This is a genomic window from Candidatus Poribacteria bacterium (assembly GCA_026706025.1).
Taxonomy (GTDB): Bacteria; Poribacteria; WGA-4E; order WGA-4E; family WGA-3G; genus WGA-3G.
Window position 1 is genome coordinate 1 of record JAPOZO010000021.1, and the last position, 22,364, is coordinate 22,364.

Annotated in this window: 17 protein-coding genes; 13 read left to right on the plus strand and 4 right to left on the minus strand. The window is 46.0% G+C overall.

Annotation, left to right across the window (positions count from 1 at the left end; all coding sequences use genetic code 11):
- From OXH00_04670 to prmA, 9 genes are all read left to right on the plus strand, one after another.
- A partial coding sequence (locus OXH00_04670) for a BamA/TamA family outer membrane protein (protein ID MCY3740292.1) occupies positions 1-1,326 on the plus strand: 1,326 nt, incomplete at its 5' end.
- Positions 1,327-1,514: 188 nt separating this feature from the next.
- Positions 1,515-2,078, plus strand: coding sequence for an OmpH family outer membrane protein (locus tag OXH00_04675; protein MCY3740293.1), 564 nt, complete (start codon positions 1,515-1,517; stop codon positions 2,076-2,078).
- Between the two features lie 80 nt (positions 2,079-2,158).
- Positions 2,159-3,205, plus strand: coding sequence for a UDP-3-O-(3-hydroxymyristoyl)glucosamine N-acyltransferase (gene lpxD, locus OXH00_04680; protein ID MCY3740294.1), 1,047 nt, complete (start codon positions 2,159-2,161; stop codon positions 3,203-3,205).
- Positions 3,206-3,478: 273 nt separating this feature from the next.
- On the plus strand, positions 3,479-4,327 hold the full coding sequence (locus OXH00_04685) for a geranylgeranylglycerol-phosphate geranylgeranyltransferase (GenBank protein ID MCY3740295.1): 849 nt from the start codon (positions 3,479-3,481) through the stop codon (positions 4,325-4,327).
- Positions 4,324-5,544 carry an RNA methyltransferase gene (locus OXH00_04690; GenBank protein ID MCY3740296.1) on the plus strand — a complete coding sequence of 407 codons (1,221 nt, stop codon included), beginning with the start codon at positions 4,324-4,326 and terminating at the stop codon, positions 5,542-5,544. The genes OXH00_04685 and OXH00_04690 overlap by 4 nt, the downstream gene beginning before the upstream one ends.
- A gap of 238 nt (positions 5,545-5,782) precedes the next feature.
- Positions 5,783-6,529, plus strand: a complete 747-nt coding sequence (locus OXH00_04695) for a geranylgeranylglyceryl/heptaprenylglyceryl phosphate synthase (GenBank protein ID MCY3740297.1) — start codon at positions 5,783-5,785, stop codon at positions 6,527-6,529.
- Between the two features lie 145 nt (positions 6,530-6,674).
- Positions 6,675-7,526: a nucleotide exchange factor GrpE gene (locus OXH00_04700; protein MCY3740298.1), complete on the plus strand. Its 852-nt coding sequence runs from the start codon at positions 6,675-6,677 to the stop codon at positions 7,524-7,526.
- Positions 7,527-7,544: 18 nt separating this feature from the next.
- Complete coding sequence (gene dnaJ, locus OXH00_04705) at positions 7,545-8,666, plus strand: molecular chaperone DnaJ (protein ID MCY3740299.1); 1,122 nt, start codon at positions 7,545-7,547, stop codon at positions 8,664-8,666.
- 35 nt (positions 8,667-8,701) lie between these two features.
- The gene (gene prmA / locus OXH00_04710) at positions 8,702-9,598 is read left to right on the plus strand and encodes a 50S ribosomal protein L11 methyltransferase (protein ID MCY3740300.1); all 897 of its coding nucleotides are present in this window, start codon (positions 8,702-8,704) and stop codon (positions 9,596-9,598) included.
- A 340-nt stretch (positions 9,599-9,938) separates the two neighbouring features.
- Here prmA and OXH00_04715 read toward each other — a convergent pair whose 3' ends face one another.
- On the minus strand, positions 9,939-10,202 hold the full coding sequence (locus tag OXH00_04715) for a hypothetical protein (GenBank protein ID MCY3740301.1): 264 nt from the start codon (positions 10,200-10,202) through the stop codon (positions 9,939-9,941).
- A gap of 19 nt (positions 10,203-10,221) precedes the next feature.
- Positions 10,222-11,037 (minus strand): PIG-L family deacetylase, encoded by an 816-nt coding sequence (locus OXH00_04720; protein MCY3740302.1) that lies wholly within the window; start codon positions 11,035-11,037, stop codon positions 10,222-10,224.
- Between the two features lie 125 nt (positions 11,038-11,162).
- Here OXH00_04720 and OXH00_04725 point away from each other — a divergent pair, with 125 nt between their 5' ends.
- A complete protein-coding gene (locus tag OXH00_04725) occupies positions 11,163-11,630 on the plus strand; it encodes a phosphoribosylformylglycinamidine synthase subunit PurS (GenBank protein ID MCY3740303.1) in 468 nt (155 codons plus the stop codon).
- Positions 11,631-11,709: 79 nt separating this feature from the next.
- Here OXH00_04725 and OXH00_04730 read toward each other — a convergent pair whose 3' ends face one another.
- Positions 11,710-12,522: a class I SAM-dependent methyltransferase gene (locus OXH00_04730; protein ID MCY3740304.1), complete on the minus strand. Its 813-nt coding sequence runs from the start codon at positions 12,520-12,522 to the stop codon at positions 11,710-11,712.
- 330 nt (positions 12,523-12,852) lie between these two features.
- Positions 12,853-13,827, minus strand: coding sequence for an SMP-30/gluconolactonase/LRE family protein (locus tag OXH00_04735; protein ID MCY3740305.1), 975 nt, complete (start codon positions 13,825-13,827; stop codon positions 12,853-12,855).
- 455 nt (positions 13,828-14,282) lie between these two features.
- Between OXH00_04735 and OXH00_04740 the strand changes: the two genes are divergently transcribed.
- The 3 genes from OXH00_04740 to OXH00_04750 all read left to right on the plus strand — a co-directional run bounded on the left by OXH00_04740 (position 14,283) and on the right by OXH00_04750 (position 22,014).
- Complete coding sequence (locus OXH00_04740; protein MCY3740306.1) at positions 14,283-17,576, plus strand: helicase-related protein; 3,294 nt, start codon at positions 14,283-14,285, stop codon at positions 17,574-17,576.
- A 201-nt stretch (positions 17,577-17,777) separates the two neighbouring features.
- The gene (locus OXH00_04745; GenBank protein MCY3740307.1) at positions 17,778-18,161 is read left to right on the plus strand and encodes a hypothetical protein; all 384 of its coding nucleotides are present in this window, start codon (positions 17,778-17,780) and stop codon (positions 18,159-18,161) included.
- A 133-nt stretch (positions 18,162-18,294) separates the two neighbouring features.
- Positions 18,295-22,014: an Eco57I restriction-modification methylase domain-containing protein gene (locus OXH00_04750; protein MCY3740308.1), complete on the plus strand. Its 3,720-nt coding sequence runs from the start codon at positions 18,295-18,297 to the stop codon at positions 22,012-22,014.
- Positions 22,015-22,364: the final 350 nt, after the last annotated feature.

Here is a 22,364-nt window from a genome sequence, read left to right on the forward strand (position 1 = left end):
ACCTTGAAAATCAACGAAGGTGATGTCATAATTATCGGTAAGGTGATTATCACTGGACTCGAAAAAACCAATGAACACGTCGTTAAACGCGAATTGGATTTTTTGGGGATCGAGTCCGATGAACTCTTAGACGTGAAATCTTTGCGAAAAGCACGCCAGCGTTTGTTCCAGATGGGGTCTTTCATCCGGGCTGTTGACTTTGTGCCGAGTGATACTGATGAAGAAAATCGAAAAGATTTAAGGGTGAATATCGCTGAAACACCGCGAACCGGAATGCTGAGCCTTGGCGGCGGTTATGGCAGCGAAGGCGGGATCTTTGGCACTGCTGAGGTCGGACAAAACAATCTCCTCGGACGCGCCTATCGGATCCACCTGAAAGGTGAATTAGGCACGCGGGACCATCATACAGCCGAACTCAGTTTTGGAACGCCTTGGGTTTTTGGGACACCCACCCGGCTTAACGCACGCATCTACGATAATCGACGTTTCCGACGCTATTACGGAACCGTCGGGGCTTTATATAACCGAGCAAATCCTAATTATCGATACGATAGATACGTTTGGGGGCGACGCGGCGCGTCCGTAACACTGGGGCGTCCAATCGCCTATGATATTGATCTGTCCGTCCGGCTTCGGAATGAACATGTTGAAGCGCATAACCCCGATGCCGAATTGATTAACCGCTCTACGCGGAGTATTCTCTTTGCCGTTGGCAGAGATACTCGGGACTATCGAACCTCTTTGTATGATCCGACAGCGGGCGCATCCCATACACTCTCCTATGAGTACTCGGGCGGAATCTTAGGCGCAGATAATGAGTTCCAGAAATACTCCGCAGATACCAGTTGGTTCTATAGCGGTTGGTGGAACCATGTCATTGCTGTACATGCACGCGCTGGCTATATGGTCAGTAAAAGCACTGATTCCTACTTCTTATTTTATGAACGCTTTTTCCTCGGCGGCGTAGATACCGTTCGCGGCTACGAAGACTATGAAATTTACCCTGATCCTAAGAAATCGGATGACCCTAATAAACCCGAAGCTTATAATCCTTACGGTGGTAATAAAGTCTTCTTCGCGAACTTTGAGTATCGGATTCCGGTTTCACAGCAGCTCACAGCAGCCCTATTTTTCGATATAGGACAAGTGTGGGATGAAAATGTGCCAAATCCGTTTAGTCAAATTAACATGAAAAAAGGCCTCGGCGTTGAAGCCCGACTCAACATGTTCGGCATGTTAGCCCGGTTAGGGTGGGGCTACGGTTTAGATCGCCTTGGCGGGGAACCGGCAGGTAAATTCCATTTCACGATCGGGCCCGGGTTCTAAATAGTTTGAGTAGTAATATTGAGCAGAATAGAAAAATTTCGGATAGATACACTATCTGTCTAAACGCCTCGCTAACGAGAGTGGGGTACTTATAGGCAAGCTTATAAACTTAAATAGTTGGCGGCAAATGCCAGAAATTAAGGAGATAAGCCTACTAATTTCTTTCTCAAAGGAAGGGATCTTACATTATGAAGTCATTTCGGTTGGGTGCTTGTAGAGCACATCTAACTATATTAATTATCTCTATCGCCGCTTTCTGCTTTAGTCCTGGAAGTATTGGACAGGAAGCCTTCAAAATCGGGGTCGTGAACACAGAAGAGGTCCTAAAAGGATCTGCAGCAGCCACGAAGGCAACCGAAACGCTCAGAGCAGCAGGCGAAAAACTTCAGAAAAAGTTGGAAAAAATAGGCCAAGAAATCGTTATCCTGCAAGAGAAGAAAACCAAAACGGAACTCTTCGTTGAAGAAGCACAGACTGCGGATTTAAACAACGAAATCCTCCAGAAACAGCAGGAGTACCAACGCGAACGAGAAGTGGGTCAACAAGCACTCCTTGAAAAAGAGCGGGAATTGCTGGAACCCATTTACAAAAGTCTTGAAGACCTGATTATCAAAGTCGGTAAAGACGACAACTATGACATCATTCTCGAAAAACGGCTCATCACGCTTTATGTGAAAGAAGAATACGATCTAACAAAGCGGTTAACCGACTTAATGAATGAAGATGGCGAAAATGGCGAAAATCCTGAATAACGCTACACGCATCGCCTCAACTCCGTAGTATGAATGTAAAACGAATCAAATCCACGGAGAAAGGATTAGGGTAAGTACCTATGAAACTCAAAGAAATTTGTGAACACCTCAATGGAGATCTCTCTGGCGATGGTGAGATTGAAATTACAGGAGTTTCTGGAATCAAAGAGGCACTCCCGACTCAGATTACTTTTGTTGCCAATCCGAAGTATCTCGCCGCTATAGCGACAACCCAAGCCGCTGCTATTATTATTGGGCACGGTGTATCCGGCAATGGAAAGCCGACGATCCGGGTAGATAATCCTTACTGGGCTTTCGTTAAAGTTTTGGAAATGTTCTCATGGGACAAAAACCCTCGCGCACTTCCAGGAGTTGATGAGACAGCAATTTTAGGTGAGAACGTCAAACTCGGTGAGCGCGTCTCAATTCAAGCGTTTACTTACATTGCTGACAATGTTGAGATCGGCGATGATACCGTCATTCAACCGTTCGTCTATATCGGCGAAGGCACTAAAATTGGGGCTGATGGGCTTATCTATCCGCACGTTAATATTCGAGAAGAGGTAACCATCGGCGATCGCGTGATTATCCATTGTGGGGCTGTTATCGGGAGTGACGGTTTTGGGTTCGCACCCGTCAGCAACCGACATCACAAAATTCCGCAGATTGGGACTGTCGTTATTGAAGATGATGTTGAAATTGGTGCCAATACTACCATTGATAGAGCAACGCTTTCTGAAACGCTCATCAAACGTGGCACAAAGTTAGATAATCTTGTCCAAATCGCACACAACGTTGTGATCGGTGAGGACTGCTGTCTCGCCGCACAAGTTGGAATCGCGGGGAGTACAACGCTCGGAGACCGGGTCAATATCGCAGGACACGGCGGTGCTGCAGGACATCTGACGCTCGGGGATGATAGCGTCGTTTACGCGAAATCCGCAGTTACAAAGGATATGCCTGCCGGGAGCCATCTCTCTGGATTTCCAGCGCGACCCCATAAACAGGAATTACGAATTCACGCCGCAACTCGAAAACTGCCAGACCTGCTCCCTGAATTCGCAAAACTCCAGAAACGCGTAGAAGAACTCGAAGCAAAAATTCAAGAATTGGAGGACGCATCGTAGCGGCATTTTTGATCTATGAAGCCTGCTCATTTTTTCAAAATACGCCGCGTACCTCACCCATATCCTGCTGTCAGGTACACTTGGGTTTCCCTGCTCTGTACGCCCCTACCACCTAAAACAGATACCCATTGCCAAATTGATGTGAAAATGCTCTCGGTTCGGGTAGTGTTCTCTTTTCATCTAATCTTCGGGTTAGCTATCCCTGTCTTCAGGTAGGGAGGAAAGCCCATTTCCATAAATACACTCGCTCACTGACGATCAAGGATCTAAAAAATGAAAACGCTGTTCGCGTATCTTGAACTGGCGCGTCCTCTTAACGGAATTATCGCTTTTATCTCCGCGTGGCTTGGCGGGATGTTCGCCAACCAAGGCACGATCGAAAATCTTGTTGACATTCGGCTTTGGTTGGTTTCTATCGCCGCATTCGTCATGCTTTCGGCGGGAAACGCCATAAACGATTATTGCGATTATAAGATTGACCAAATTAATCGTCCACGGCGACCACTACCTTCTGGACGCATTCGGCGCGTAGATGCCCTGATTTTCGCTATTATCCTTGTTATCATCGGCATCTATTTGGGAACGCTTATTAATAGAAACGCAACAGCGATTGCTATTCTCGTATTCGTCGCACTCGCAAGTTACGCGATTTGGCTGAAACGTATACCGTTTATCGGTAACTTAGTCGTCAGCGGTTTAACCGCTTTAACCTTTATCTCTGGTGGTGTCGCTATAGAATCAGGGCAAGGGACACTGATTCCAGCAATCTTTGCCTTTCTGTTCACAGCGGCCCGGGAAATCATCAAAGACCTTGAAGATACAGAAGGCGACTTGAAAAACAGTGTGAAAACACTCGCGATTCTCAACCCGAAACTCGCTGTAAAGACTGCTATCGGTTTCATGGTGTTGGTTATTCTATTCAGTCCGATCCCTTATCTATTTGGGGCGTACTCTTGGCATTATCTGTTGGTAGTTGTACTCGGAGTTGATTTAGTCCTTATCGGATTGGTAATTCGCTTATTGCGGGACGCTTCCAGAGAAAGTTGTGCCGCCATCCAACGCTGGATGAAGTGGGATATATTTGTCGGACTCGGCGCAATCTACCTCGGAACGTTTTTATGATAAACTATGATAAAATCATCGCTTTCTTAGAAAGAGAAAACTCGGATGCTGAGGAAGTCTCTCGCTTTAAACAGGCGTACCATACCTTTTCTAAGACAGGTGAATGGCACCGTCCGTATCAGGTACTTACCGCAGGTTGGCAGAAACTTGATGGCGTTTTACTGATGACCCCAGAGGATGTCTTTGATGCCGATTATCGGGTCTACCTCACTGCTACAACCGAACGAAGTTTGAGAGAACTACTCTTGGCTTTTCCAAGACGATACACTGGAATGTTCCACCCAACAGAAAAGTGGATGGACAACGGAATACACGATGTCTTAGAAGGTGAGTTTGTTCATACGGATGATGGCACATTTTATCAAGGTGTTAAACGAGGGAGTGGGGCAGTCGTAGAACAACGGACGATCTCTAAACGCAAAGATGCAATTGCTGCGGATATGCGTAAATTAGCCACCTTGAAGGGGAAACTTGAGTCTTCGCAATTTGTTGTTGAAGGAGATCTGATGGTAGAACGAGCAGTTAAAGACGGTTTGCCTATCGAGAAAATCCTTTATACGACTGCCCTACTTGAAGCATCGGAAGGACAAAGCCTTTTAAAGAGCGCATCTGCCGATAATATTTCCTGCTATCAAGTTAACGATGGTGTGATGGGTTCAGTCACTACAACCCGTCCCGTGCCACCAGTTATCGCATCGGTATACTTTAACTTTCGGGACTTTTTGTCAGAATCAGGTAAATCTAATTTCCACTTTAATCCGGGATGCACAATGCTCATTGCGGAGAACATCGCGAACCCAGACAATTTAGGTATGACATTACGGACAGCAGATGCAGTCGGAGTGTCTGCTGTCTTGCTGAGTCGTATAGGCGCAAGCCCGTTCCATAAAAATTGTGTACGCGCGTCACGGGGCGCGGTTGGACGTTTGCCGTTGTACCATGCTACAGATATCGGTGCCGCGATTGAGACACTGCGTCTCTCCGGTTGGAATGTGTTAGGTGGAACATCTAATGCTGAGAAAGATCTCTACGCTATGAAGTTCTCACTACCTACCGCTATCGTTGTTGGCAATGAAAATACAGGGGTGTCTATAGAAACGCGAGCATCTTGCACAGAACTCGTCCGTATTCCGATGGCATCTGGACAATCATCGCTCAATGTAGGGGTCGCAGCAGGTGTGCTTCTCTATGAGTTAGCGCGACAGCGTAGCATTTGACAAATCGCCAAAAATATGGTACAATTCTAAAAGAGTCGGCTGCGCGCAAACCCGTAAAAAAATACCAGTTTGCAAGCCAAAATTTAACGATTGTGGTGAAGCCTATAAATAAGTGGACATCTTTGTAGCATAAACTGTTAGTTTGTGCCAGTCTGAATGCCTGTTATAGGTATTCAGACTGTTTGAAAGTGCCCTATTAATTATAGGTTTTACTATAAATGAAAAGGACACATTGCATTTGAGGTCAAATTGGGTTCTGGACCACTTTAACGAAGTACTGAAAAAGCATAACGCTGGCTATTTTGTTTTAATCGATCCGGAGCAGTGTGAGGTCGCTAAATGCGCTAAACTCGCACGGGAGATTGAGAAGGCTGGCGCAGATGCAATTTTGTTAGGCGGCAGTTTTTTAACCAACGATTTGCATCCAATTGCGAAAGCACTTAAACAGGAGACAGAACTCCCTGTTGTGCTTTTCCCCGGTGATTCAATGCACCTTACGCCGCATGCAGACGCGATTCTCTATATCAGCCTGATCAGTGGACGCAACCCTAACTATCTCATTGGCGAACAAGTTAAGGCAGCACCGTGGATACTGCGCTATGCCCTTAAACCTATCCCGACCGGCTATATGCTTATTGAGAGTGGTAATCGAACCACTGTTGAATTTATGAGCGGGACGGCACCTATTCCGCGTGATAAGCCAGATATCGCCGGACCGCATGCATTAGCTGCAGAATACCTCGGCATGCAGATGGTGTATTTAGAGGCTGGCAGCGGCGCAGCACATGCTGTGCCAGACGAGATGATCTCCGCAGTGAAAAACCAAATTAGTATCCCATTAATCGTTGGTGGCGGTATCCGCACACCGAAAATCGCTGGAAAAAAAGTAGAGGCTGGTGCTGATTTCATCGTCACTGGCAATGTACTTGAAGAAAATGGTTCCTTTGAATTGATGAGAGATTTTGCCAACGCTGTTCACGGTTAGAATATAGTTTTACGCGTGCTTTTCAAACACGCATTTAAAGTAAAACCCGAAAATATGTTTACACTTGTAGCATAGGAGACCGTTAGCCTGTGCCGTGACAAGTTCACATACTGAATCTACTACAAAAAAATAAAGGGAAGTCATAATGGCTGAAGTTAAAGAGATACACATAAAGGCGGAAGTGGAAGAGGCTTCAGATAACGATTCCACCGACAATAAAGAGACTAAAGAAAAAACGCTTGTCACGCGCATGCGAGAAATCGCGGAGGTGGCTCTTGATACGATCAAGTCGGAAGTCAAACAAGAAATCGAAGAACGTATTTCTCCTGTTGAAGAGACTGCTACCAATCTTACATCGGAGGTAAAGAAAGAGGTAGAGGCAATTGTCCAACGCGTTCGGGATCAATACGAAACGGAGCGCGAAGAACTATTGCGTGCAGAAATTGATAAAGAGGTAGAAGCAGCCGTACAAGCAGTTCATGAAGAATACAAAGGCGAACGTGATCGGCTGCTACGGACAGCGGCAGAAGCTGAGAATACCAAAAAACGCTTACAAACCGATTATCAGCGGCAACTTAAGTTCGCGAACGAAGGGATACTTGAGGGGATGGTCCCGGTGTTGGATAGCTTGGATGCCGCAATTAAAAGCGTGACTGAGAAAGTTCAAGAAAACACTGTCTCACCGGCGTTCACAACCTTTAATGAGGGGGTGCAACTGGTTCACAAACAGTTGCTGGATGCACTCAAAATCCACGGATTAGTGCCAATCGTAGCCGTTGGTGAAACATTTGATCCAAATCAGCACGAGGCACTCCTTGTTACCCCATCAGATGATGTGCCCGAGGGGAAAGTGATTGAAGAGTTCCGGGGCGGTTATATGTTACATACCCGTGTGCTACGCGCCTCACAAGTAGTCGTTTCACAGGGACCGGCTAAAGAAGAAGAAACATCGAACGAAACCGCGGACGATACGCATGAAACTGACGCTGCCGAATAGAGCATAGGAAGGATAGTTATGATGCAAAAACGCGACTACTATGAGGTTTTGGATGTCAATCGAGATGCTGACGAGGACGACATAAAAAAGGCTTATCGTAAACTCGCCATCCAATTTCACCCAGATAAAAATCCTGACAACAAAGAAGCCGAAGATAAATTCAAGGAAGCAACAGAGGCTTATGAAGTCCTCCGTGATGCTGAGAAACGGCAGCAGTACGATAGATTCGGTCATGCTGGACTCGAAGGTATGGGAACCGATTTTGGTGGCGTCGGTGTGAATTTGGATGATATTTTCGGCGATGTTTTTGGCGACCTCTTCGGTGGACTCGGTGGCAGGCAACGCACCCCGAAACGTGGACGCAGTTTACAATATAACCTTGGGGTAACACTCGAAGATGTCATTCATGGTAAGCAGGTCACGCTTCAGGTGCCACGTGTTGAAAACTGCACGGAGTGCGATGGCAGCGGGGCGAAGAAGGGAACACGAGCCATAACCTGTCCGCAATGCCACGGCAGAGGGCAAATCAGTCAATCGCAAGGCTTCTTTACTATGTCCCGTACCTGTTCACAGTGTCGTGGCGAAGGTGAAATCATTCAAGAACCCTGTCCAGCTTGCAGGGGGCAAGGACTTGTCCGAAATACGCGCGATATTAAACTCAATATTGACAAAGGGGTTGATAGCGGTTTTAAATACCAATTGCGCGGTGAAGGCGAGGTGGGTGCCAACGGCGCACCCCCCGGCGACCTATTTGTTGTCATCAACGTTGCTCCGCACGAACGCTTTGAACGCGACCGAAACGACCTCATTACATCCGCCAAAATTTCGTTCGTCCAAGCCACGCTCGGTGGGAAAATTGATGTTGAAGGTATTGATGGACGCGAAGAGTTGCATATCCCACCGGGGACACAGTACGGGGCACAACTACGTATTCCCAACAAAGGCATCCCACATTATAAACGCTCCTATTCAGGTGATCTGGTGGTCGAAGTAGAAATTGAAACCCCAAAAAATCTCAACAGTGAGCAGCGTAGGAAGTTAGAAGAATTTGCGAAGTTACGCGGTGAATCCTTTCAGCACGAACACGGTGGATTTTGGGATAAACTGCTTGGGCGTCATGAAGACGAAGAACCCGAATAGAACGGATCGCTCAGTTTTTGAGGGGTACGTGAAAAATGGACTGGGCAAGAATTACTGTAACCACTTCTCAAGAGGCATCCGAGGCGGTCTCGAACTCTCTCTTTGAGATGAACGCGGTTGGCGTTGAGTTCAAGGAAAACGCTGACACTGAAGTAGATATCATCGCCTATTATCCTTTAGATGATAGGGTTGGCGCGCGAATGCAAAAACTCCGAGATTTCCTCGCGGAACTTCCAACCTGGAACATCCACCCGGGCCCGGCAACTATCGATTTACAACACGTCAAATCTGAAAAATGGGAAGAAGCGTGGAAAGCCGCTTTCCCACCGCAACGGGTCGGAAAACGGATGCTTATCACACCGACATGGCACGATACCCCTCACAATGAAACAGACATCTTGATTCAACTCGACCCCGGCATGGCGTTTGGCACAGGCTATCATCCGACCACCCGACTTTCCCTTGAACTGTTAGAACACACCATTGAACCGTATTACCACATTGCAGACATCGGGACCGGTTCCGGGATATTAACCATCGCTGCTGTCAAGTTAGGCGCGAAACGGGTTGACGCTATTGAACTTGATCCGACAGCAATACCTATCGCAGCAGCAAATTTCCAAACAAATACTGTGACACCGCACGTGTGCTTATCTCAAGGCGATGGACTCAAAGATGTAGAAAGAAAATACCATCTCATCGTCGGAAACATTCTGACCAAGGCGATTCTACCGATTATTCCGGAGTGTCCATCGCGGCTACATCCTGCGGGGATTGTCATCTTTTCTGGTATTTTGGAGACTGAACTCGCACAAGTTGAATCGGTTTTAGGGGCAAATCAGTTTGAATGTCTTCAGGTCATAAGCGAAGCAGAAGACAATATCACTTGGGTAGGAATTAAAGCGAGACTCCGATCTCAAACCGCACCATAAGCGTCAATTTTAGAAAAATAACCATCCGGTTCCCCAGGTCCGGTAGGTTCGGTTTCCCAACCGAACCGGATACTCTGCGGAACCCTTGAATACTTCAAAAAACCTCTTGAATTCCGTAGGGTTTATTTGCTTGGGTGTTTCTTCAGTATCTGTGTAGAAAAACGGGACCTCACACACCTAAGCCCCAGAGGAGGTTTTTGATAGGGTGTTTCTGCAGCATTTGTAGGGATGCTCCTATAAGATACAGCGAAAACTCCCTAAATTGACACCTATGCTGCGATTTGAAACCGCACCGGATTATAAAGAAGGATTTAAAATTAAATCACAGACTACCAATCACTTACTCTTGTTTCTCCTCCTTCGATAACCCATGGCAGAGGTTGCACCTACCGAGATTCAGATGCGGCATCGTCGGCGATTTTTCATCGCCTCTTAGATGGCATTTCAAACACTCCGCATCTTCGTTTGAAGCGCGATGCACCTCAATATTGGAACGCGCAGGTGCAGCGTTAAAAAAGAGGATCACCATAACAATCGCAAAGATAAGACCGATAACGCAGACAATATACATAAGCGTCTTGGCACTGGCTTGTTCTGTTGGCATGTATTTAAGACAAAACTCCTTATTCAAAAAATGGGAAAAGGGTCGGTATATTTTCTGTTGTTAGCGAGGTCCCATATTCGCATCCTTCAAATGCCTCAGCATATTGGATGTGTGTGCCTGATGCCTCGCCGTAGAGTGTTATGAGCAAGTCGCGATACTTTTCGGCTGTAGCACTGAACCGATTTAAAAGCCGTTCAGCGAGCCATGTCCGTCGCGCCGAAGTATCTGAAGGGACAGCAGCCAACGTGCCACTGTTATAGGGAAGCCATTCATAGAACTGCGATACGTGGCAGTGGAGCATGTCAATCTTTTGCTCAACGACAGCGTCAATACCGACAACCACATCCGGCGTGAACGGGTAGGGCTTCATGAAACCATCACTCAAATAGACGATAACAGGATTTTTCTCCAGATGGGGCGTAAGCGCGCAGATATTCGGGACCGTAACCATATACGCCGCATCTTGCACCAAAATTGACGTATACCGATGATCCGGATGGTAATCGTTGGGACGGTGGGTCATAATCAAATCCGGATGGAACTCGCGAATCGTGCGGATAATCTGATACCGGTTTTCTAACGTCGGCATCAGTTCACCATCGTGATTGTCTAAAAGTTCATATTCAATACCGATAACTTCGGCTGCGGCTTGTGTTTCTGCATAACGTCGCTGTGCCAAAGAACCGCCACCCATTTCGTGGTGTCCAGCATCACCGTTTGTAACAGAGACAAACTTAACGCGATGTCCTTGTTGCACATACCGCGCCGCGACACCACCTGCTTTAATATCACAATCATCGGGATGTGCCCCGAAAACTAATATATTTAATGACATAATGTTCTGTCCATTTCAAATCAGCTACTTTTTTCTTATGAAAACGTAATTTCAATTTGACTTTATCTCAACTTTTTATACAATTGAGAAAAGCGTGTTAATATAGACAAAGGAATTTCTATTTTATGGATAATTGGAAAGTTGAAGTCTCCTATAAACCTGAAGTCCCCGATACCGTTGGGCAAGGCATCCTTGAAGATATTGCTGACCTCGGTATCAGTGATGTTGATTCCGTCCGTACCGCCACAGTCTACTGGATTGAAGGCACTCTTGACACACAAAGTATTGACCGAATCGGTTCAGAGCTCCTCGCCGATCCGATTACACAGACATACACCTTTGCTACGCAAAATGACGCTGCAAAAAGTTGGACGCTTGAAGTACAATTCAAACCCGGCGTTACCGATGCAGTTGGCGATAGCACTGTCAAAGGTATCAACGATTTAGGCATCACCGGTGTCACCACCATCCGTACCGGACATAAGTACTGGCTAACCGGTGCCTTAAACGCTGAAGTTGTTGAGACTATTGCACAACGTCTCCTCATGAACGATGTCATCCAGACGTTCTCTTACCAAAAACCCTCATCATAAGGAACATTATGCATTCCTTCTTAAAGTCCCTGATAAGGGGGATTTAGGGGGTTCTGGCAAATAGCTTATGAGACACACATTAACTCGCATACACCCGAATCACTGTGCCTAAGTGAAACCGAACTAACGCGGCAGTCGCTGCTTGGCGAAGCGCGAAACGGAGACTTGTTATTGGGCTAACGCGCTTCGGTCTACCCAACGTAACGTTATGAAACCCGTGCTTCCGCAGCAACTTCGGCAAAGAATGTGCTGAAAAATAATAGAGATGGTCGTGCGGATGGACGTAAGGCCAATCCGCTTTCTGAAGCCGACTCTGTAGACTCTCACCATTCGGCACTTCAATAACTAAGGTGCCTGTTCCCGGTTTCAAAACGCGACGTAACTCACTAAGGAACGGATTTAATTCGGAAATATGTTCTAACACATGATAAAGCACAATCGCGTCAAAGGACGCAGACGGGAAGTCTGCTTCAAAAATATCCGCGCATTGGACATCAAGTTTATACTTCTCTTGCGCAAATGCGCTTCCACTCTTGGAAGGATCAATGCCTTGCGGGTCCCATCCGTGTTCGCGAGCGAGTGAGAGAAAAGTACCAATCCCGCAGCCTACATCTAACAGTCGTCCTTTGCTTCGGTGTTGTTTCTCCAATTCTGTGAGGCGTTCAGTCATCTGCAACCACTCCATGCTATCCGTCTCGATGCGTTCCACTTTATCAGGTGGATAATAGGACTCGGTATACGCCGCCTCAAGCGTCTGACGGCTAATTCTCGGATTCACATAACGTAACTGGCACCGCTTGCAGATAACCACCGACAAGGAATCTTTATCAAAAAGCAGTTCCGTCGCATCCTGTTCACATATAGGGCAGTCAATATGTTCTAAAGTACGCATCAACACCACCACTTTTCAAAGGGTCTCTTCTGTAGGGTCGAGCTGTGCTCACGATTTTTTTGTAGCATAAACTGTTAGTTTGTGCCAGTCTGAATGCCTGTTATAGGGATTCAGACTGTTTGAGAGTGCTCAATTAATTATAGGTTTTACTATAAATAACCCAAGTTGCCACTTTGTAGCATAGGAAACCGTTGGTTCCTTGTGGACTTTCGCGCCGAAAATGGCAGGAAACACGCCAAGTTTTCGCAAAAATGACCGCTTTTCACTGAAAAATGGTGTGCGTGCGCCTAAAATCATAAAGGTAGCAAGTTGGGGTATAAATAACCCCGATTAAAAAAGCGGCACACCTTGTGCTTCGACATACACCGAGTAGAGCGATTGACTACCCATCATAAACAGCCTGTTCCGTTTCACGCCGCCGAAGCAGAGGTTCGCACAGATTTCAGGAAGGTGGATTTTCCCGATAAGCGTTCCATCTGATGCAAAGGTATGCACGCCGTCGTAGCCGTCACCAACCCATCCAGCACTCGCCCACAGATTTCCATCAACATCACATCGGATACCGTCGGCAATACCGGGTGCCATATCACAGAACACCGCTTGCTCGCCCAATCGTTCACCATCTATAACATCATAGACATAGATATACCGCGGGGTTCCTTCTTGGTGTGTAACACCGGTGTCAACGATATAGAGTTTATCATAGTCTGGAGAAAAGCAGATACCGTTCGGTTTTTCGAGTTCAGCCGTTGCAACAGTTGCTTCCCCAGTATCCGGATTGAGGCGATAAACACAAGTCGGCAATTCAAATTCCGCTATATGCCCTTCGTAGTTGAGCATGATACCGTACCCCGGATCCGTAAACCAGATGCCACCATCTGGGTGAACTGCTACGTCATTTGGGGCATTGAGTGGCTTGCCATCAAAACTATCCATTAGCACAGTAATCGTTCCGTCGTATTCTGTGCGTGTGACACGCCGTGCGCCGTGTTCACAACTAATAAGTCTGCCTTGCCGATCGCGGGTATGTCCATTGCTATAGTTTGACGGTTTTCGATAGGTGCTTACCTGACCGGTAGATTCCTCCCATTTCAGTATCCGGTTATTTGGAATATCGCTCCAGAGTAAGTATCCGCCATCGCCGAACCAGACGGGGCCCTCTGCCCAGCGCGACCCTGTCCACAACCGTTCAACGACGGAGTTGCCAATCTTATACTTGCCAAAACGAGAGTCTATTACCTCAATCGCCGGATCCGGATAGCGGACAACCGTCCCATCCCACTTTCTTTCTGGTGGTGTATGCATGCAATTTCCTCCAAGTTCTCTGCAAATAGCAAAATGCTTTCGGTTCTGCAATAGTATACCACAAATCCATGTTTTACGCAAAATCTTGTCACCTCCCGATTGTAGGCGCGAGTTTTGCTCGCGATCTTCCCAGCAAAGTGCTTGAAAAACCGAAAACTGAATCGCCCTGCTTATCCTCTAAAAAAATTTGACACCCGCATAAAACCATAGTATAATTATACTATACTAAAAACAAGTTAGAAAATATCTTGCATAAAATCCGAAGCAACCCAAGTTGCCACTTTGTAGCATAGGCTGTTAGCCTGTGGCTCTTTGCGCCGAAAATGGTAGGAAACACGCCAAGTTTTCGCAAAAATGACCGCTTTTCACTGAAAAACGGTGTGCGTGCGTCTAAAATCATAAAGGTAGCAAGTTGGGTTAATTAGTGTTTTAGAGCACCACAGGAATGATTTTGTATGTCAAATAAAAACGCATCCCTTAAATCTGGTATCCGGGACAACCTCAGCCGAGGAAAAGTCTACGAGTTTTTAGAGCAAGAAATCAAAAACGGCTCAGCACTCTCCATTGTATCCGCATACTTTACTATCAACGCCTTTGAAGCACTCCAGAAACCATTAAACGAGATAAAAGAACTCCGTTTTTTGTTCGGTGATCCGGATTTCATCAAAAGCCTTGATCCCACCAACACTGAGAAAAAAGCCTTTAGTATTACGGATACAGGTTTAGAACTTCATAAACAACTTCAGCAGAAACCGATTGCCAAAGCTTGCGCCGAATGGATAAAAGAAAAGGTTGAAATCCGTTCAACACGAAAATCAAATCTCCTGCACGGGAAAATGTATCATATCGCCAACGACGGTGTTGAAAAGGCGATTATGGGCAGCTCCAATTTTACAATGCGCGGCTTAGGCTTGATTCATGAGAGCAGCAACATTGAACTCAACCTTGAGGTGGATAGCGACCGAGATCGCCGTGACCTGAAAGCGTGGTTCGACGAAATTTGGGATAACGATAAACTCGTTGAAGATGTCAAGAAAAAAGTGATTGCCAAGTTAGAACAGATAGGGAAAGATCACGCACCGGAACTCATCTATTACAAAACCCTCTACGAACTCTTCCGGGACGAGATCGAAACCCGAAAAACCAACGACCAAACCCTTGAAGATACACATCTGTATGATACTAAAGTCTGGGAAACGCTGTACGAATTTCAGAAAGAGGGCGTAAAAAGCGTAATCGCACGTCTGTTGCGTCACAACGGCTGCATCTTGGCAGACAGTGTGGGGTTAGGAAAAACCTACACAGCACTGGCAGTGATAAAATTCTTTGAGTTACGAAACCAACGTGTCCTTGTGCTATGTCCGAAAAAACTGCATGGCAATTGGTCACTCTACCCCGTCTACAACTCGCAAGACACCAATCCCTTCCTCGATGACAAGTTCGGTTATACGCTGCTATCGCATACCGACCTTTCCCGCTACACCGGCGAATCTAACAGTATTAATTTGGAAAATTTCAACTGGCATAATTTTGACCTGATTGTGATTGACGAATCCCACAACTTCCGAAATGATACAAAACCCGTCCGTGACTCAGACGGTAAATTTATCCGACACAGTCGCTACACACGGCTCTTGGAAGAAGTTATCAAGGAAGGCACGAAAACAAAAGTGTTGATGCTGTCAGCGACACCCGTGAATACATCACTCATTGACCTCCGCAACCAAATCTATCTTATGACTGAAAAGCGTGAGGATATCTTCAGCGATAGTCTCGGGATCAGTAATATTGGTTCACTGCTGCGCCAAGCGCAAAAAGAATTCAAGAAATGGGAAGAAGATAGCGGCGAGAACGGTCAAAGAGAGAAAACGAAGTTGCTGGAGGCACTCGGTGCCGATTTCTTTCAACTGCTTGGTGGTGTCTCTATTGCTCGCTCCCGACGGCATATTAAGACATTCTACGCTGAAGAGATGACACGCATCGGCGAGTTTCCGACACCACAGAAACCCGAAAATTGCCATCCTCCAACAGATTTGACGGGTGAACTCTCCTATAAGGCACTGGCAGACCAGATCGGTGAATTCGAGTTAGCCATCTATAGACCTTCCAGTTACGTCATCAGTGAGGCAGCAAAACAGCGACTCGCAAACGAAAAGCAGAGATTCCGTTTCAACCAAGCAGACCGTGAACGATTCCTTATCGGCATGATGCAGACCAATTTTCTGAAACGTCTCGAGAGTTCCGCTCACTCACTGTCGGAAACACTTCAACGCACCATCGGCAAAATCGACGATATGCTGGAGAAGATTCACCGATACCAACAAAACCCGAATATGCAGAACGCACAAGCCGATGTTTTGCCCGACGACGATGAAGACGATGAAGAGTTTTTGATCAACCGAGCGCGCAACCCCTATCACCTCCGCGAATTGGATTGTACCCGCTGGAAGAATGACCTTATCAAGGACAAAGAGACCTTAACCGCTGCATCGGATAACGTTAAAGCTATCACACCGGAAAGGGACGGTAAACTCAAGGCAATTAAAGCACATATTCAGAAGAAGGTACAAAACCCCACAACCGACAAAGACGGAAAAATTAATCGCAAGCTGCTGGTTTTCACAACCTTCAAAGATACGGCAGTCTATCTCTATGAAAAACTATCAGACCTTGCCGATGAATTAAAACTGAACATGGCAATGGTTTCCGGGGACCTGACACAAACCGCCTGTGGACAAAATAACTTCAACGTCATCTTAAACAATTTCGCACCAAAAGCACGGACTAATATAGATAACGCATCTGACGAAATAGACTTACTCATTGCCACGGACTGCATCTCAGAAGGGCAAAATCTCCAGGATTGTGATACCATGCTGAACTATGATATCCACTGGAACCCCGTCCGTATCATCCAACGCTTTGGTCGTATCGACCGAATCGGCAGCCGCAATGCTACAATAAAGATGATTAACTACTGGCCCACCGAAGATATGGAAGTCTATCTCCGTTTACAAAGTCGCGTCGCATCCCGTATGGCACTCGCCGATGCAGCCGCAAGCGGCGATGACGATCCGTTGAATGAATTCACCTATGAACAGGCACAGATGGAACTCAATTTTCGGGACGCGCAATTGGAGCAGCTTCGCCAAGATGTCCTGGACCTCGACGACCTCTCTGATGGTATTGTCATCAGCGACTTTACACTTGATTATTTCTTTGCGCAATTGCTAAAGTATCTCGAAAGAAAAAGAGATGAATTAGAAGCCACACCGAAAGGCGCGTATGCCGTCACCTTCAACGAAAACAATCCCACAGAAACCGGTGTCATCTTCTTTCTCCGACAACGCAACATCATCACAGATAAGGAGAAAAAGACACCGAGTCCTGTCTATCCATATTACACAGTCTACATCCGCAAAAATGGCGACATCCGTTATGGCTGTGCAAACACCAAACAGGTGTTAGATCTGTTTGAAGCGTCCGCTATTGGCAAGGACGATGTGTTGTCAGAATTCTGCCTCCAATTCGATCAAGAAACCCAACACGGTGAGAACATGGAAGATTACAACAAACTCCTGAACGCCGTCATTGCGCACGTCACACGGTCGCATCAAAAGACGCAGGCTAAAAATTTGGGCAGAAGCGGCACGCGCGGTTTCAAACTACCAGCCGCATCCGAAGCTCCCAGAGACTCCAGCGATTTTGAACTCGTTACATGGCTAATCATCACAACAAGGACTATTTAGTTTTAAAAATTCACCTTATATGTGTCTATATTTTCTTCTGTAGGAGCGAGCTGCGCTCGCGATCTTGCGTCGAAAGGTTAACATCTGTCAACCAAAACCAATATCCGAGCCGAAAACTAAATCGCCCTGTCATCACAACACGACAATCTTGACTTTTTATCTTGAGGCATGGTATCATATTTCAAAAGAGAGGCATAAACAATGAAAATTTATGGAACATGGCATGCATTCCTTGTAGAACAACTTAAAGAACAGGATGATGTGAGCGGTTATCTCGATGCAGTCATAGAAGAATATCAGGCCCACGAGAATCTCGCCATAATTCAGTTGGCACTTCAGTATGTCGTTGAAGCACAGGGCGGAATTTCTGAACTCGTTAAGAAAATAGACATTGAACCACGCCTCCTATCGGAAGTGTTAGATAGCACGAGAACACCAAAGATTGACACACTTAGAACCGTACTCAGTGCTTTGGGATGCCATCCTTCACTTGCGTCTTTAGAAACTGTCCCGATTACAGTCGCAACTGACGGATCTGCAGATGCCCCCTTAGATGCCGTAAACCCAAATCATAACCTTGATTAACATCACGTTTCAAGACAGAAAGGAGGGGTACGCGTGAATAGGGCAGCGCGAATCGTTAGAACCTATCTCTAAACAATTAAAAATAACAGGGGTTGGCACACTGCCACCCCATTTTTTGTAGGAATACAGCATAATGAACAAGGAAGCAATCAAATCTGCGCTCGCAGCAATGTCAACCGGCGATCTTTTAGAAAAATCAAAAGAACTCTTGGCAACAATAGGCTACCGAAGCGAACGCACGCTTGAACTCTCCGGCACCGTCCACGACTTTCTTGAAGAATTCCCATCGCTGAACCCGAACACCAGAACCGAACAAGAATTCCGCAAAAACGCCGAATCCGTGCAAATCGTGTTCCAGTTTACAAGCCACGAAATCGCGGATGACATTCAGCAGACACTTTTCGAGTCAGATGGTTTCGACAAGGGAAATACAGACAGCTTCCTTTTCTCTGCAGTCGAACTAAAAAACAACAACTATTCCCGAACCAAATACGCCGAATTCACACGAGAAATCAACAAGAGACTGGGCGCGCCGACTGTCGGACTATTCCGCGTTGCCAACCGTCTAACTATAGGGTTTACCGATCGCCGTCCCCACAAAACTGAAGGGGATCGTGATGTTTTAGGACAGGTTACACTCATCAAGGACATTCGCTTGGATAATCCCCACCGCGCACATCTTGACATTCTGTCTGAACTCTCATTTGAAGATCGCGTAAACTATATGGATGCCAACAAAAAAACGAAAAACTTCGACGGTCTACTATCAGCGTGGCTCGCCAAACTGGACACCGAGGAACTCAACAAACAGTTCTATAAAAAACTGTTCGCGTGGTATGAATGGGCAATAGAGACAGCAATGTTCCCAACAGACGAAAACCGCACTTTACAACCGGAAGAGCATGTCATACGCTTAATCACGCGTCTACTCTTTATCTGGTTTATCAAGGAAAATGGACTGGTAGCAGATGAATTGTTCAACAAAGCACAAATCCAAGACCTATTGGCAGAGAATGATTTCGACAACGGTGATGCCTACTATCGCGCCGTGTTACAAAACCTCTTTTTCGCCACGCTGAACACCGAAATAGACAAGCGAAAGTTCAGCACCGTTGGCTACGCCACAAATCGGGATTTCTCACGCTATCGCTATAAAGATCAGATGCGCGACCCCGATAAACTGTTAGAGATTTTCGGCAAAACACCCTTCATCAACGGCGGACTGTTCGATTGCTTGGATAGCTGGGAAGCGACGGGCAAAGAGAGTTATCGGATAGATTGTTTCTCCGATAATCAGTACCACAAGTTATCCATCCCCAACCACCTCTTTTTTGACACACAACAAGGACTCATCCCCCTACTTGAACACTACAAATTCACCGTCGAGGAAAACACACCGATAGAGCAAGAAGTGGCGTTGGACCCCGAACTGCTCGGCAGAGTGTTTGAAAATCTACTCGCCGCCTATAACCCTGAAACCGGTGCGACGGTGCGAAAACAGACAGGCTCCTACTATACCCCACGCGCTATCGTTGACTACATGGTAGAAGAAGCCTTAGTCGCCACGTTATCCCAGAAATGCGACCCAACCGATGACGACACCAAACTGTGGGATGAACGCTTACACTATCTCCTCGACTATGCCCAAGCCTTCGACGATGCCAACGAATGGTTTGACGATGCCGAGACAGATGGCATCGTCCGAGCAATTTCTGAACTGAAAATACTGGATCCGGCAGTAGGTTCCGGCGCATTCCCGATGGGGATGCTCCACAAACTCACGCTTGCACTCCGGCGACTTGATCCAGATAACACCCGATGGGAACAATTACAGAAGGAACGCGCCGTCCAACGCACAGAAATCGCCTTTGATACACAAGACGACGAAGCACGCCGTGAAGAACTCGTTGAAATTGACGAAACTTTCAAGCGTTACCGAGATTCAGACTTCGGGCGCAAGTTATACCTCATCCAAAACAGCATCTTCGGTGTAGACATCCAACCCGTAGCATGCCAGATCGCCAAACTCCGCTTTTTCATATCCCTCGCAATTGAGCAGGAACCCGAGCAGAACGCAGAGAATTTCGGTATTAAACCCTTACCGAATTTAGAGACGCGTTTTGTCGCAGCGGATACACTGATAGGCATAGATTTATCCGAAACAAGGGGATTGTTCCAAGATGATACCGTACAGCAATTGCTAAAAGAGATTGACGGAATTCGTGAAAAGTTTTTTCTTGCAAATAATCGAACACAAAAACGTAAACTTGAAGAGCAGGAGGAGAAGTGCCGCAAACAATTGGAGAAAGAATTGGAGCGGCAGCGAACAGAATGGATAGAGAGCCGACAACGAGAAATAGATCAAAAAGTGAACCAACTTCCCACCGCTGAACTGCGTGAACAGTTGCGGGAAAAGGAACAGAAAACCTTTAAAACGCGTAAGCAGGAATTTGATGCCGAATTTGAAAATGCTCGCAAAATTGTTCGCTGGAAACCATACGACCAGAATGCAAAGACAGATTGGTTTGAACCGGAGCGGATGTTTGGCATCAGGGACGGGGTTGATCTGGTACTTGGAAATCCGCCTTATGTCCAATTGCAAAAAGAGAATGGGAGACTTGGAAATCTTTATCAAGACGCAGGTTTTGAAACCTTTGTCCGCACCGGCGATATTTACTGTTTGTTCTATGAAAAAGCGAACCAACTTTTGAAAAACAATGGACATGCCTGTTTGATTACTTCCAACAAATGGATGCGCGCTGGCTACGGTAAAAAGTTGAGAGATTTCTTTGTAACCCTTACCCAACCGATTCAACTGCTGGATATGGGACCAGACGTGTTTGATGCTACTGTGGATACAAATATCTTGCTGTTCCAAAAAACTGTATCCAATGCTCCTACTGCTTTTGTAGGCGTATCTCTCGGAGCAGATTTTGACAGACAGACCGACAACATCGCCCGATATTTGAGTGATAATGGCGCAAGTATAGAAATGCCCGCTAAAGGTGAACCGTGGGCGATACTCTCATCTGCTGAACTTAACCTGAAACGCAAAATAGAGGATGTCAGCAAACCGCTTAAAGACTGGAATATAAACATCTATCGTGGAATCATAACAGGTTGTAACGAAGCGTTCATCATAGACGAAGCAAAACGTGAAGAACTTATAGATCAAGATCCAAAGTCAGCAGAAATCATAAAACCACTTCTGCGTGGACGTGATATTAACCGCTACCATGCCAAGCAAGCAGGATTATACGTGCTTGCAACTGGTTATGATCTGGATATTCCAAGAAGATATCCAGCAATCTACAAACACCTTGAGACTATAGGGGAACAGATAGAATTGGGAGAAATAACAGTGAGAGGTAAAGGACTTTTCCATAGAGACGATCAAGGTGAAAATTGGTGGAATCTCAGGGCTTGTGCTTACTACTCCGAATTTGACAAGAATAAAATCGTATATCCTGATATTTACCGACACCAAAGTTTCACTATAGATACCTCTGCTTCTTACTGTAGTAATACCTGTTATTTTATACCTACAGAGGAAACTTGGTTATGCGGTTTGCTCAATTCCAAATCTGTAGAGTGGTATTATTCACGGTTGGCGAACACATTGGGAAGTGGAACTTCTCGTGGATTCAGTATCTTTATGAAGCAAATCTGTGTTCCTAACATTAACCCCGCTCAAAAAGCCCTTATTACCGATTTTGTCAATAATATCATTGCAACAAAAGCCGAAAACCCAGACGCTGACACCACAGACTTGGAAAATGAGATTGATAAACTGGTCTATGAATTGTATAATTTAACGGAAGATGAGATTGCGATTGTGGAGGGGAGTGTCTGAATCGCGGATTTTTGGATATGTTCCCTCCCCTAACTAACTTTCAACTCTGACAAATACTCTCCCATTGACTTCTCCTATTTATAATTACCTTGCCAGTTTGGCAGAGTAAGTCAAATTGGCAGAGGAAAAGGTGAATAAAACCCTTTAAATACCTGTTTTTGAGTAGTTTCTATTGGCACGAAAATTGCTTTGTTGTCTATGTGTACTACTCGTGAAATTTAGTTTTGCGAAAAGCAATGCAAATTTGCCACCTATAGTTTTAAATTTGTTGACTGTCTTAGGTAATTGTCCGCTTTTCGTAGGAAAGTAGAAATGAGATTATTGGAGAAATATTGATACGGAGGGACTCT